Genomic DNA, 14176 nt, shown 5'->3' on the forward strand with positions numbered 1-14176 from the left:
CGATGCCGGAACGGCCGGCTTCCGCGAGGTCGCGGGTGAGCGGAATCGCCGGTGGCGCAGCGTGTTCGGTACCGGCACGACGGTGCCCTGCCGTTCACTTGCGACGGCAGGGCACCTCTCGGCGGCACCGATCAGGCGGATCGGCGCTCGGTGGATTCCACGGTCGCGCTGCCCAGCTGGCGGATCAGCTCGTCGGTGCCGGTGACGGCCCCACAGCGACGGGCCACGTAGTTCAGCGCCATGATGTGCTCGTCACGGCTGAAGTCGGCGGTGGCGTCGTGGACGAGGAAGGGGCGCACGTCGCCCATGAAAGCCTCGGCGGCGCTGAGCATGCAGCCCATGTGGGTGTAGACGCCGGTGATGAGGAGTTGGTCGCGGCCGTAGTAGCCGAGCAGTTCACGCAGGTCGGTGCGCTGGAAGGCGGAGTAGCGCCACTTGGTGACCTGGATGTCCTCCGGATCGGGGGCGATGGCGCTGACGACCTCGGTATCGGCGCCTTCGGCCATGCCGGTGCCCCAGAAGTCGGCGAGGATGCCGCGCCGCGACGGATGCTGGTCGCCGGGCTGCATGGTGTAGATGACCGGGATGTCGAGCTGGTGGCAGTGGTCGCGCAGTCTGGCGATATTGGCGATCAGGGTGCGGGCGGGATCGCGGTACAGGTCGTAGGCGTCGAGGAAGTACTGCTGCATGTCGTGGATCAGCAGCGCGCTGCGGCCTGGCTCGGCGATCCAGTCGACCTGGTCGGCGGTGAACTCGTCCGTGGTCGGCATCGGATAGGGCGCGATCGGGGGGATAGGCATGGGAAGTCTTTCGTTGGCGTAGTGGTCGGCAGGGTCAGCCGACGGTGACGGGCAGGTCGGCGATACCGAGCGGCCCGAGGATGCGCTGGAATTTGCCGGTGGTCTCGGCCAATTCGGCGGCGGGGTCGGAGGCGGCGACGATCCCGCCGCCCGCGTGCGCGAGCAAGGTGGTGCCGTCGGCGGACAACTCGGCGCAGCGGATGCTCACCATCCACTCGCCGTTGCCGTCGGCGTCGCACCAGCCGACCGCCCCGGCGTAGAAGCCGCGTTCGCCCTCGAGTTCGGCGATCACGCGAGCGGCCGCGGCGGTGGGGGTGCCGCAGATCGCCGGAGTGGGGTGCAGGGCTACCGCCAGTTCCAGTGCCGATGGTCCGGCGAGCGGGACGGTGGCGGAGATCGGCGTGCCCAGATGCCACATCGCCGGGGTGGCGGTGAGTTCCGGTGCGGGAGTGTGTACGTCGGCGCACCGGTCACGCAGCACGGCGGAGACCTGATCGGTCACGAAGCGGTGTTCGGCGTGGTCCTTGGTCGAGGCGAGCAGGGCGTCGGCCGCGGCGCGGTCGGCGTCGCTGTCGTCGAGGATGCGCCGGGCCGAGCCTGCCAGCGGGTGACTCAGGACCTGACTTCCGTTGCGGCGTACCAGGATCTCCGGGCTGGACCCGACGAGATGATGACCGGGGAACCGCCCGCCCGCGGCGGAGAGGTCGACGAGGAAACCGTTGGACATCGGGTCCGAGGCCACCATCACGTCCAGGATGTCCAGTGCGCGAACCGGTTTCGGCGCACGAGCGCGAACTGCACGAGCCAGCACCACTTTTCGCAAGGGATGCGCGGGGCTACCGAGCAGTTCGACGGCGGCGGCGACGCGCTGGCGGTGTTCCTCCGGCGCGGGCAGCGCGGCGTCGAGTTCGAAACCGGGCAGCGCCCGGGAGCCGGGCTGGTGCGGCGCCTCGGTGATCGTCACCGAGTCCGGCGCCCACAGCGCGGTCGGTGCGCCGGGGGTGAAGGGCAGCGCGCCGACGATGTGGCTGATCCGGCCGCTGCGCAACGCGGTGATGGCGTCGTGTGCCGAGCGAAATACCGTCCCGCCCGCGGTGGCGGACACGGTCCGCTGCGGACGGGACAGTAAGAAGGCGGGGTCTGAGCTGTCGGTACTGATGGTGATCATTCCTCTCGGTCACATGTCGAGCGTTGCGCCACCGTCGACCCGCAGGTCGTGCATCGTGATGTGGCGGGCGTCCTCGGACGCCAGGAAATGGACTGCGCCCGCGATATCGGCGGGGGTGGCGATGCGCCGCAACGGGATTCCGAGGCGGTAGACACTCGGATCGCCGTCGAACAGGGCATTCTCGGCTGCGTCGTCGAGGGCGGTGCCGCCGAACATGTCGCGCAGCATCGGGGTATCGGTGGAGCCGGGCGAGACGAGGTTGACCCGCACGCCCAGCGGTGCCACCTGGAGGGCCAGCGACCGGGTGAACGAGGTGGCGGCGGCCTTGGCGGCGCCGTAGGCGGCCATCGCGACGCGTGGCGTCGCGGCCGCGTTCGAGGAGACGACCACGATCGCGCCGCGACCGGCGCGGGCCATGTCGGCGGCGGCGCGTTGGCTCACGAGCATCGTGCCGGTGGCGTTGACGGTCAGACAGCGTGTCCAGTCCTCGGGATCGAGCTCGAGCGCGGAGCCGCCGACCATGAGTCCGGCCGCGTGCACCACCACATCGGGCGTTCCGTACTCGGCACCGAGGTGGTCGAAGGCCGCCCGCACGGCGGCGCCGTCGCTGACGTCCAGCTCCACGCCGTACGCGGATCGCGCCGGAAGGTCGGCGGCGATCTTGTGTACGGCTGGATCGCGGTCCCACAGGGCGAGCACCCCGGCTTCGTCGGCGAAACGGGCGGCGATGGCGGCGCCGATACCACCGGCCGCGCCGGTGACGACGATGATTCGCCGACTGAAATCACCATTTAACATGAGGTTAGCCTAACCTGATTCTGTCGTCGGATGGTTACCTTCGCGTACTTCAACCGGCGAGACTGTTCGAAGATCCGCTGGAAAGAGGTGCTCGACTTGACCGACCCCGTGCTCCCCGGCTTCACCCCGTGGCCCGCTGACCTCGCACGACGATATCGAGAGCAGAACTGTTGGACGAGTGAGACATTCGGTGCGGTGCTCACCGCGCGCGCGGCCTCGGCACCGGAGCGGATCGCCGTTCTCGACGACGCGAACAGCTGGACCTACGCCGAACTCGACCACCGTTCGAGCTCGCTCGCCACCGGCCTGGCCCGGCTCGGAATCGTGCCCGGCGACCGGGTGCTGGTGCAGCTGCCCAACCGCGCCGAATTCGTCGAGGTGATCTTCGCCCTGTTCAAACTCGGCGCGCTGCCGGTGTTCTGTCTGCCCGCGCATCGCAAGGCCGAGCTGGTGCCGATCGCCGGTGCCGCCGCGGCGACGGCCATGATCACCTGCGGCACACATCAGCGTTTCGACTACGCGGCGCTGGCCACGCAGGTGCGCGAGGAGGTCGAGAGTCTGCGCCACCTGCTGCTCGTCGACAGTGAGTCGCTGCCCGACGGCGCGCACCATCTCGACGAATACCGGGACACCCCCACCGAATTGGCGGGTCCGTCGGCGAGCGATGTGGCGTTCTTGCAACTGTCGGGCGGCAGTACCGGCATCCCGAAGCTCATCGCACGCACCCACGACGACTACCTCTACAGCGTGCGCCGCAGCGCCGAGATCTGCGAACTCGATCACGACACCGTCTATCTCGCGACGCTGCCTGTCGCGCACAACTTCCCGATGAGTTCGCCGGGCATCCTCGGCGCGATCTGGGCGGGTGGCGCGGTGGCGATGACGCCGGATCCGACTCCGGCAACGGCCTTCCCGCTGATCGAGCGGTTCGGGGTCACCATCACGGGTCTGGTGCCCCCGCTGGCCCGGCTGTGGACCGAGCGCGCCGAAGCGGGCGCCACCCCCGACCTGTCCAGCCTGCGAGTACTCCAGGTAGGCGGGGCACGGTGCCAGGACGAACTGGCCCGCCGGATCGGCCCCGCGCTCGGCGTGACCTTGCAGCAGGTGTTCGGCATGGCCGAGGGCCTGGTCTGCTACACCCGGCTGGACGATCCGATCGACGTGGTGGTGAGCACCCAGGGCAGGCCGATGTCGGAGCACGATCAGCTCGCCGTCGTCGACGACAACGGCGTCGAGGTCGCGCCGGGCGGCACGGGCAACCTGATCACGCAGGGCCCGTACACGATTCGCGGCTACTACAACAACCCCGACGCCGACGCGCGCAGCTTCACCGCCGAGGGCTGGTACCGCACCGGCGACATCGTGTCCGTGCGACCCGACGGCAACCTCGTCGTCGCGGGCCGCGCGGGCGACTGGGTGAATCGGGGTGGGGAGAAGGTCTCGGCCGAAGAGCTCGAGGCGCACCTGCTCGAACACCCCGCGGTCCGCGACGCGGTCATCGTCGGTACCCCGGATCCGGTGCTGGGGCAACGTATCTGCGCCTTCGTCCAGCCGGTCGACCCCGCGCAGCGCCCCACGCTGATCTCCGTGCGTTCGTTCGTCCGCTCGCGCGGCGTGGCGGCCTGGAAGATGCCCGACACGGTGGTGGTCATCGACGAATTCCCGGAGACCGGGGTCGGCAAGACCAGCCGCAAGGATCTGCGGCAGGCGCTCGCCGACGGCGCGCACGGCAACTGACCGTGCTGGGGGTGGCACCGATGACCAGCCACCCCCAGCCGCGATCACACGATCAGGCCAGCAGTTCGATCCACGACCCGAGTACGGGATCACCGGCGAGCGTGGGGAAGTCGATATCTGCATGTCCGGCCGACCGCCATTTCTCCACGAGCGACATGATGCGTACCGAGTCGAGCCCCGCGTCGAGGAGATCGGTGTCGGCGGCCAGTTCCGATCGGTCGACACCGAGTGCGGCGGCCACGTCTGTGATGATCTGTTCGTCGGTCATGGTTCATTCCTCTCGATCGAAGTCGGCGACGCCGCGCTTCCAGTAGCCGGCGATCAGCGAATCCTTGGGTCCGATGCCGAGATCGTTGCGGACCACCTTGCGGATTCCCCGCAGGCATCCCGCCTCACCCGCGACCCAGGCGTAAACACGTTCTCCAGCAGGGACTTCCACCCCGCGCACGGCCTTCTCCAGCGCGTCACCGGTGCCCGGCGCCAGGTCGCCGCGATGCAGCCAGCGCACCTCGATGCCCTCGGGCGCGTCGATCTCGATCTCTTCCTCCGGGCCGGCCACCTCGATGAACGCCCAGCCCTGCGCGGTGCGCCGGATCCGTTCCAGCCAGCGCGCGATGGCGGGCAGCGCGGTGATGTCACCGACGAAGAGGAACCGGTCGTAGGACTCCGGGACCACGACGCCCCCGGGCGGGCCCGCGATGTGGATCTTGGTGCCCGGGGTCACCGTGCTCGCCCATTCCGAGGCCAAGCCGCCGGGGTGGATCACGAAATCGATGTCGAGTTCGTTGTCGGCGATGCTGTGGCGGCGCACCGTGTACTCGCGCGACACCGGGCGCGGGTTGCCCCACTCGAGTGATTGGCCGTCGAGCTTGGGCAGCCGCAGCACCCCGTCCTCGCTCGGAAAGACCAGGCGCACATGTTCGTCCGGCACATAGCTGTGGAAGGACGCGATATCGGGCCCGCCGAAGGTGATCCTGAGCAGTCCGGCCCCGACCTGGGCCGTGCGGATCACCTCCACTTCTTGCAGGCCGATCGGATACGGAACCTTGTCACCGTGCTCACTGGCGAGCACTTCCGCGATGCGCGCGGCATAGCCACTTCGATCTGTCATTTCTGTTCCTTTCCGTGCAGCGGCCCGGTGGCGAGCGCCACCGGGCCGATGAGTGCCGAGACCACGCCGTAGGTCACGCGCTGTGGTCGCCGGCCGCGGTCACTTGAAGCGTTCGACGAGCAGATCGAGCGTGGTCATGACCGTGCGGTAATCGGGACGCGAGCTGGTCGCGGGCAGTTCGAAGACGGTGTTGGCCTTGAACGAGGGCAGCGACGCGTACATCGGGTCGGCCCGCAGCTCATCCACGCTGCGGCCGCCGTTGAGCGGGATCATGAACAGCACCGGGGCGTCGACGGCGGCGTTGAGCAGCTCCGGGCTGAAGCTGATGAAGTCGGCGCTGGCTTCGCGAGCGGGGTTGCCCGCCTTGCTCTCCAGCTGCAGGTCGAGGGTGAACCCGACCTCCGACAGCAGTGTGGGCAGTGCGGCGGTGGGCACGAACGCGGTCGGCTTCTGGCTCTTGAGCGACTGCATGACGACGGTGTTGCCCGCGGGCGCCTTGATGGCACTCTTGGCCTTGGCCAGCTTGTCCTTGTAGTTGGCGATGAGCTGGTCGACCTTGGACTGCTTGCCGACCACATCGGCGATCACCCGCAGCTGGTCCTGCCAGTAGGTGGTCTCGGTCGGCACCAGCACGGTCGGGGCGATCGCGCTGAGCTGGTCGTAGGCGTTCACCGACTGCTGGGCCGGGTAGCCCTGGCCGCCGCCGATGATCAGGTCGGGGCGCTGGGCGGCGATGAACTCCAGGTTGATGTTCTCGCCGGTCGGCAGGGCCTTGGTGCCCTGTTTCGCCGCGTCCTCGGCCCAGCCGGTCGGGAACTCGCCCGGCTTGCTGGCGACGCCGAGCAGCCGGGGATCGGCGGCGGCGACCGGCACATCCAGGTCGTAGAGGTAGCCGGCCAGGGTGCCGTTGAGCACGACGATGCGCTGCGGGTCGGCGGGTACGGAGACGGTGCCCTTCGGCGTCTGGACCTCGCGCGGACCGGTGGGCGAGGCGGTGTCGCCCGAGGAGCTGCTACAGCCGGTGAGCGCCGCGATGAGCGCGAGAACCAGCAGGGCGAGGGTGGCGCGGAGCCTGCCCGATGATCGAGTGGTGAACATGGAAGGGGTTGTCCTCATCTTTCTTTTCGAACGGTGAAAAGCGGTGTGCTGTGAGCTCATCCGCTGATCACCGGGTCTGTGTCGAGAAGCGCCGCGACCTCGGCCCAGCCGGCGGGCGACACGATCTCGAAGTGTGAGTAGGGCAGTCGGCGCACCACCGGCCGGGCGTGGGCGGACCGCCAGCCCGCCAGTTGCGCCTCGGTGCGGCCGGGTGTGGTTCCGGTGTCGGCGGCGTAAAGCGCCATCGGGCCGTCGTACTCGGCCGGGGTGGAGGCGGTGACCATGCCGAGCAGTTCGGTCGCGGCGTCGCGCAGTTTCGTCGCCAGTTCTGGTGCGTCGTCCGGTATTTCGGGCAGCAGCCGGTCCAGGTCGGCGGGGTCGGTGAGCGCGCGGGTCGCCTGTTCGGTGAGATCGGACAGCGCGAAGGCGTCGACCAGCCCCGTGAAGGCGACCTGCTCGTCCTCCGCGATCAGTTCGGCGGCCATGGCGTGGGCGATGGTGCCGCCGAGTGAGTAGCCGAGCAGGTGGTAGGGGCCGTGCGGTTGGATTCGGCGGATCGTGGCGACGTAGTGCGCTGCCAGTTCGTCGACGGTCTCGGCGCGGAAGGTGTTGTCGCTCAGGGTCGGCAGCTGCAAGCCGACGATGGGGCGGTCGGCTCGCAACAGGCGAGCGAGTGGGCCGAACTGCCAGGCCGTGCCGCCGACCGGATGGACGCAGAACAGGGGTTCCCGTGATCCGGTGGTGCGCAGTTCGAGGACATGATCCAGTCGCGAACCCCAGGGGTTGTCGGTCCCGGCCGTTGCGCGAGACTCGCTGTCGCTCTGCGTGATTCGCGCGGCGAGGGCACGCGGCGAGGGCGCCTCGAAGATGTCGTCGAGCACGACGGCCAGGCCCGCTCGCCGAAGCCTGCCCATCACGCGAACGGCGGTGAGCGAGTGCCCACCCGCCTCGAAGAAGTCGTCGTCGGCGCCGAGGTCGGCCGTGGACAGCACACTCGCCATCGCCGTGCGAACAGCGTCGACCAGTTCGCCTGTTCGACCATCCCTCTGCGGGCCGACCCCGATCGCAGCCGCCGGCATCGAAGAGTGATCGCGGGTGCCGGGTGACGTCGGCGAATCGTGGTCGCCGACGGTGTCCGCGGAGATGGGCTGCCCTGCGGTGTAGGCCGGGACCGGCAGGGCCTTGCGATCGATCTTCTCGCTCGTCGTGCGAGGGATGTGGTCGAGGACGACGAACGCCGCCGGGACCATGTAGGCGGGCACCCGCGCGCGCAAACCCGAACGAACTGCGGCGAGGTCGATCTCGGTACCCGCTTTAGGGACCAGGTAGGCCGCGAGACGCTGGTCGCCGGGGGTGTCCTCGCGCAGGATCACCGCGGAGTGGGCGACACCGGGGCAACTCAGCAGGGCGGCCTCGATTTCGCCGAGTTCGATCCGCTGACCACGCAGCTTCACCTGGCTGTCGGCACGGCCCACATAGTCGAGTTCGCCGTGCGGACCCCAGCTCACGAGATCGCCGGTGCGGTACATCCGTTCGCCGTCACCCTGCGGATCGGCGACGAACGAACCCGCGGTCCGGGCCGGGCGCGCGAGGTAGCCGCGCGCCAATTGTGTTCCCGTGAGATACAACTCGCCGATCATTCCGACCGGAACCGGGCGCAGCGCGGCGTCGAGAACCCGCACGTCGGCACCGGTGGCGGGCAGGCCGATCGGGACGTTGCCGCTGTCGGCGCCGGAGGTCTCGTGGTGGGTGATGCACACGGCGGCCTCGGTGGGCCCGTACAGGTTGTGGACGCGGGCACCGGTGATCGCTCTGATTCGCGCCGCGGTCGGCGGCGGCAGCGGTTCGCCACCGGTGATCACACAGCGCAGGGCGGCGCAGCCGCTCAGGTCGGCTTCCTCGGCGAGCACGGTGAGCATCGACGACGTGAGCTGGACCATACCCACCCGCTCGTTCGCCATCAATTCGGCGAGGTAGTGCGGATCGCGGTCGAGCCGACCCGACACCGGTGCGGCGACGACGCGCGCACCGACCAGGAGCGGCAGGAACAACTCGAGCAGGGAGGCGTCGAAAGTCGCCGCGGTGCGGTAGAGGACGGTGTCGCCCGCGCCGAACCGGTGCCGTCGCTGCATCCACTCGAAGGTGTTGACGATGGCCTCGTGGGAGACGTTCACCCCCTTGGGTTCACCGGTGGAGCCCGAGGTGAACAGCAGGTAGGCGGCGTTGCGGGGGAGCAGCGGCGCGAGCCGGTCGAGATCGGTGACCGAGGTATCGGCGTAACCGGACAGGTCCAGTGTCTCGACCTGGGCCACGGGTGCGCGATCGGTCTCGAAGCCGTCGGCGGCGGTGGTGAGAACCAGTACGGCGGACGATGTCGCGAGGATTCGATCAACTCGCTGCGCGGGACTGTGCGGGTCGATCGGCAGGTAGACCCCGCCCGACCGGCACACCGCGTGCGCCGCGACGATCGACTCGATGCCGCGCGTCATCGCCACCGCGACCACAGTTTCGGTCCGAACTCCCCGGCCGATGAGCCATCGCGCGAGCCGATGGACCCGGCTGTCGAATTCACCGAACGAGATCGTCACCTCGTTCGCGGTGAGGGCCGGAGCATCGGCGGAGATCGTCGCCGTCGCCGACCACTCGGCGAGGGTGCTGCCGCGTGTTTCCGGCGGCATCGCAGCGGTCATGGCGGCGCCGACGGACCGGTCGAGATCGGCTGCCAGCGTGGACAATACGGCGCCGAGCCGATCACTCAGGCGGGTGGCGACCGGGCCCGGCACCGCAGCCGGATCGTGGTGCAGCATCAGCGCGAACTCGGCTCCGGGCAGTGCGGTCACCGTGACCGGGAAGTCCGTCGACCCGTCCACATCGACGTCCACCACCTGAACCCCACCGGGATCCGGCTGCAACAGGCCGGCTTTCGGGAAGTTCTGGAACACGACGAGCGAATCGAACAACCGCCCGATCCCCAGCGCCCGCTCGATGGTGGCCAACCCGAGGTATCCGCGTGACTGGCCGTCGAAGGACGTGTGTTGCAGCTCGCCGAACTGTGCGGCCACCGGGCGACCGGCCTCCAGACAGACGCGCACCGGCACGGTATTGCTGAACAATCCGACCATCGCGCCGACACCGTCGAGATCGGCGGGCCGTCCGGACACCACGGTCCCGAATACCACATCGGTCCGCCCGAAGTGATCCGCCAGCACCATCGCCCACGCACCCTGTAGCACCGTGTTCATGGTCAGCCCGTGCTGCCTGGCCTTCTCGGACAATGTCGTCGCCACCGCATCGGCCAGCGGAATCCGCAGTCCGGCAGGGCGCTGTCGCCGGGCAGAAGGCGAATCGGACGAGCGCGGCGTTCGCAAACCGGTCGTGGCCGATTCCGGTGGCGAGCCGTTGCCGACGGCCGTTGCCGTCGGAGCGGTCGAGGTGTCGGGGCCGATCGGTGTGAGCGAAGCCGGATCGGTCGCGGAGGTGGGGGCGGCGAACAGGGTCGGTGCGCGCAGGCCGGTGAGGTTGTCGGTCCACCAGCGCAGGGTGGCCGCGGTGTCGCGGGTGGCGAGCCAGGCGAGGTAGTCGCCGAAGTAGGCGGGGGCCGCGAGGGTCTTGCCGGTGTAGAGGGCGAGGGTTTCCCGGACCATGGTCGGCACCGACCAACCGTCGGCCAGGAGGTGATGGGCGATCAGGACCAGCCAGTGCGAGGTGTCGGTGAGGCGGATCAGGAGGCCGCGGATCAGCGGGGGCTGATCGATGTCGAACGGTTCGGCGCCCGCGCGCCGCACCGAAAGCCGGGCTTGCGCCGCGGAATCGGGAGCCGCGCGGAGATCTTCGACCCGCCACGAGGCCGCCGGTGCTCGCGGCACGATCTGCACCGGCTGGTCGAACTGTTCGAAGCTGAACGCCGCACCGAGGTTCGGATGCCGCCGCAGCATGCTCGCGAACGCCGCACCCATCCGCTCCGGATCGATGACGCCGTCGAGGCTGAACCGGGCCGTCATCGTGTACACGTCGTCGGCACCGTCGCGCAGCGCGTGGAACAGCAGTCCCTCCTGCAACGGTGACAGCGGGAGCACGTCGGCGACCGGGCCGTAGGTGGCGCTGAACGCGTCGATGTCGGTCTGCGAGAGCGCGGGGATCAACCGGCCGGGCACTACCGGCAGGGGCGACGCGGTCTGAGTGTTCGATTCCCGAATTGATCCGAAACTCGGCGACGAGTCCCGGGGTTCGGCGGGAGTGCCGCCGGGGAGAAGTCCTCCGGCGGGGGAGATCTCGCCCGTTTCGGCAGCCTCGGCGGCCAGCACGGCGAGGCTGCGGCGGGTCAGTAGTTGCTGGGGAAGCAGGGTCAGCCCCTCGGCACGCAGGGTACTGCTGACGGTGATGGCGGTGATGCTGTCGCCGCCGACGGCGAAGAAGTCGTCGTCCATGCTGACAGCGTCGAGACCGAGGGTGGTCGATATCGCTTGGTGGACAGCACATTCGGCAGCGGTGACCGGTGCGCGTCCGGAGTCGTCGGTTGCCGGGTCCGGCAGCGCCGTGCGGTCGAGTTTGCCGTTGACCGTGGTGGGCAGGGCGTCGAGGACGACGAGCCGCGCGGGCACCATGTGCTCGGGGACCAGGTCGGCCAGCCGGGTGCGCGCGGCCGAGGTATCGAGGGTGCCGCTCGCGGCGACGACGTAGCCGATCAGCGTGGGCCGACCGGCGATCTCCCGGATATCGGCAGCCGCGGTGCGGATCTCGGGCAGGCCGTCGAGGGCCGCGGCGACATCACCGAGTTCGACACGATGGCCGCGGATCTTCACCTGGTTGTCGACCCGGCCCAGGTATTCGTACCCGTGTCCGCGGACCCAGCGCGCCCGGTCGCCGGTGCGATACATCCGCGCTCCCGGCGGGCCGTACGGATCGGCGACGAAAGATTGTGCGGTAGTGGCGAACCGGCCGAGGTAGCCGCGCGCGATCTGTGGACCGGCGAGATACAGCTCGCCCACCTGTCCGTCGGCGACGATCTGCAATCCGTTGTCCAGCAGGTGCACTCGCGAGCCCGCGACCGGCAGCCCGATCCTCGGACCGGCGGCGTCGATCGGCGCCCCGATCACATCCACCGTCGCTTCGGTTGGGCCGTACAGATTGACCGCCGCGAACCCGCCACGATCGATCGCGCCCCAGAGCTGCGCCGAGCAGGCGTCGCCTCCGATCACCAGCATCAACGGTGGTTCGCTGGTCAAGCCGTGTTCCAGCAGGGCGGCGACCAATGACGGCGTGCCGTCGACGATGTCGATGCCGTCCCGGGCGAAGGCCCTGACCAGGGCTGCGGGGTCGCGCCGGGTGTCGCTGTCGTACACGTGGATTCGGTGTCCGGCGGTCATCCAGAGCAGCGGATCGAGCGAGGCGTCGAAGGCGAAGGACGTGGTGTGCGCGATGGTCAGCTGACGGTCGCCCGCACGGGTCGCGGCGGCTCCGTAGATTCCGGCGCGGTGCGCGGCGACGAGCGCTGCCAGGGAGCCGTGTTGTACGACAACACCTTTCGGCGAACCGGTCGAGCCGGAGGTGTAGATGACGTACGCCGCGTGCTCGGGCCGCACCGCGAGATCGACGTCGATGCCGGTGCAGTCGTCCAGCTTCGCGCGGAAGTCGGCGCCGTCGATCGCGACCGCGTCGGCACCGAGCTGGGCCGCCAACTCGCCTGCGCTGAGCACCATCGCCGGCGACGCGTCGGCGATCGTCGCGCGCAGCCGAGCGACCGGATGTTCCGGATCCAGCGGCAGATAGGCGCCACCGGCTCGCCAGACGGCCAGTAGCGCGACCACGAATTCCCCATCGCGAGGCAGTGCGAGGCCGACGATCGAGTCCGGACCGACCCCGGCCGCGCGCAGGAATCGCGCGAGGCGGTGCACCCGGAATCGAAGTTCGGCGGCGGTGTACTCGTGCGCTGCCGAACTCAGCACCACGGCGTCCGGTCGCTCGGCGAGCACCTGTTCGAGAATGCCGGGGACCATCGCGGGCGACGGCTCGTCGAGCGGAGTCCGGGTTTCGCTGCCGGGCAGCCGCATTGCCGGAGATCGAGTGTCCAGCAATCGCGTGCGCTCGGCCGGATCGAGCAGTTCGAGCGCGCCCACCGCGAGCTCGTCCGACCCGGTGAACGCCTCGATCACCCGGACCAACCCGGCGATCCGCCCGCGCACCGTCTCCGCGTCATTGGTGCGCGCGTCGGATTCGAATCCGGCCAGCACCGAGCCGTCGGGCAGCGGGGTGACGGTCAGCCCGAGGTCTTCCGGGGGGCCGCCCGCGACATTGCGCAGAACGCCGCGCGCGCCGTCGAAGTCGAGGGTGAAGTCGAAAACCTTGAGGTTGATGCCGATTCCGTGCAGGAGTTCGCCCGCGCCGTGGCCGTGGAAGTCACGGGCGAGATCGTCGCCGCTGTAGCGCTGGTGCTTGCGGACCTCGCGCAACGTGTCGGCGATGCGGGTGCCCAGCGCGCCGAGCCGGTCACCCGCGCTCACCGTGACCCGAAGGGGGAGCACGTTCACCGCCATGGCGGGGGTGCGCAGGGCGGCGCGGCCGACCCGGCCCATCAGCAGCATCGAGACCACCACGTCGCCGGTGCCGAGGAGCCGGTGCAGGAACGCGGCGTAGCAGGCGACGAGCGCGTCGGCCCAGGTGATGCCGTGCCGGTCGGCGCTCTCGCGCAGTGCGGCGAGCAGTTCGGGGGACAGGATCGCTTCGGCGCGGATCGTCCGCTGCACCGCACCGCCCACCTGGCGACCACGACCGTCGAGATCGGGCCACGGGGTGAGCTGGTCTCGCCAGTAGTCGCGGTCGGCCTCGAATTCGGGACCGGCGCGGTAAGCCTGCTCCTCGGCGATCAGGTCGGCGATGGTGCCGAAAGTTTGTTTGGGCGAGGGCTTTCCGCGTCGCAGCGCGGTGTAGTGAGCGGCGACTCGGCGCGAGAGCAACGCCGCGCTGTAGCCGTCGACGATGAGGTGGTGGTAGAGCTGCACGCACCAGACCACACAGTCGGAGATCCGGATCAGCGTGTAGTTGTACAGTTGCCGGTCGACCATGCCGCGGCACCGTTGCGCGGCCTGCGCGCGCTCGAGCGCGACCGCCTCGTAGGCGAGGGCCAGCGGTTCCGCGGCGGCGCGCAGGTCGACGGTCGGCCGCAGCACGGTCGCGGCCTCGCTCACGAATTGCCGTGGCCCGTCGGCGGTGTCGATGAACCGCAACCGCATGTTCTCGGCCTCGGTGACGGTGCGACGGATCGCCTCGCTCAGCAGGTCGACATCGATCGGCGCGTCCCCGGTGATCTCGAGGACTTCGCCGACCAGATATCGCCCGGACTCGGGATCGAAGCGCTGGGCATTCCAGATGCCGAGCTGCGGTCCGGTCAGTGCCAACTCGCGACTATCTGTCACGGCAACTCCCTCCCTCGTCGCGTTCACATAATTAGGTTAGCCTAACTTAATA

Annotated in this window: 8 protein-coding genes; 1 reads left to right on the forward strand and 7 read right to left on the reverse strand. The window is 69.4% G+C overall.

From position 1 onward, the window contains the following. Positions 1 to 131 precede the first annotated feature (131 nt). From ACFWFP_RS28280 to ACFWFP_RS28290, 3 genes are read right to left on the reverse strand one after another with little or no spacing between them, the layout of a single operon-like run. Positions 132 to 800 (reverse strand): isochorismatase family protein, encoded by a 669-nt coding sequence (locus tag ACFWFP_RS28280; protein WP_379299973.1) that lies wholly within the window; start codon positions 798 to 800, stop codon positions 132 to 134. Between the two features lie 34 nt (positions 801 to 834). Continuing rightward, positions 835 to 1968, reverse strand: coding sequence for an isochorismate synthase MenF (locus ACFWFP_RS28285; RefSeq protein ID WP_379299975.1), 1134 nt, complete (start codon positions 1966 to 1968; stop codon positions 835 to 837). Positions 1969 to 1977: 9 nt separating this feature from the next. Further along, positions 1978 to 2766: an SDR family oxidoreductase gene (locus ACFWFP_RS28290; RefSeq protein ID WP_379299977.1), complete on the reverse strand. Its 789-nt coding sequence runs from the start codon at positions 2764 to 2766 to the stop codon at positions 1978 to 1980. Between the two features lie 30 nt (positions 2767 to 2796). On the opposite strand from ACFWFP_RS28290, the gene ACFWFP_RS28295 reads away from it, so the two are divergent. Then, positions 2797 to 4503, forward strand: coding sequence for a (2,3-dihydroxybenzoyl)adenylate synthase (locus ACFWFP_RS28295; RefSeq protein WP_379299979.1), 1707 nt, complete (start codon positions 2797 to 2799; stop codon positions 4501 to 4503). Between the two features lie 52 nt (positions 4504 to 4555). Here ACFWFP_RS28295 and ACFWFP_RS28300 read toward each other — a convergent pair whose 3' ends face one another. From ACFWFP_RS28300 to ACFWFP_RS28315, 4 genes are all read right to left on the reverse strand, one after another. After that, a complete protein-coding gene (locus ACFWFP_RS28300; RefSeq protein ID WP_379299981.1) occupies positions 4556 to 4771 on the reverse strand; it encodes a phosphopantetheine-binding protein in 216 nt (71 codons plus the stop codon). Positions 4772 to 4774: 3 nt separating this feature from the next. Beyond that, positions 4775 to 5614, reverse strand: coding sequence for a siderophore-interacting protein (locus tag ACFWFP_RS28305; protein WP_379299983.1), 840 nt, complete (start codon positions 5612 to 5614; stop codon positions 4775 to 4777). A 99-nt stretch (positions 5615 to 5713) separates the two neighbouring features. Beyond that, entirely contained in the window at positions 5714 to 6712 is a 999-nt protein-coding gene (locus ACFWFP_RS28310) for an ABC transporter substrate-binding protein (RefSeq protein ID WP_379299985.1), read from the reverse strand. A gap of 56 nt (positions 6713 to 6768) precedes the next feature. Next, positions 6769 to 14124, reverse strand: a complete 7356-nt coding sequence (locus ACFWFP_RS28315) for an amino acid adenylation domain-containing protein (protein ID WP_379299987.1) — start codon at positions 14122 to 14124, stop codon at positions 6769 to 6771. Positions 14125 to 14176: the final 52 nt, after the last annotated feature.

The sequence above is a fragment of the Nocardia sp. NPDC060249 genome (assembly GCF_042728755.1).
GTDB lineage: Bacteria > Actinomycetota > Actinomycetes > Mycobacteriales > Mycobacteriaceae > Nocardia.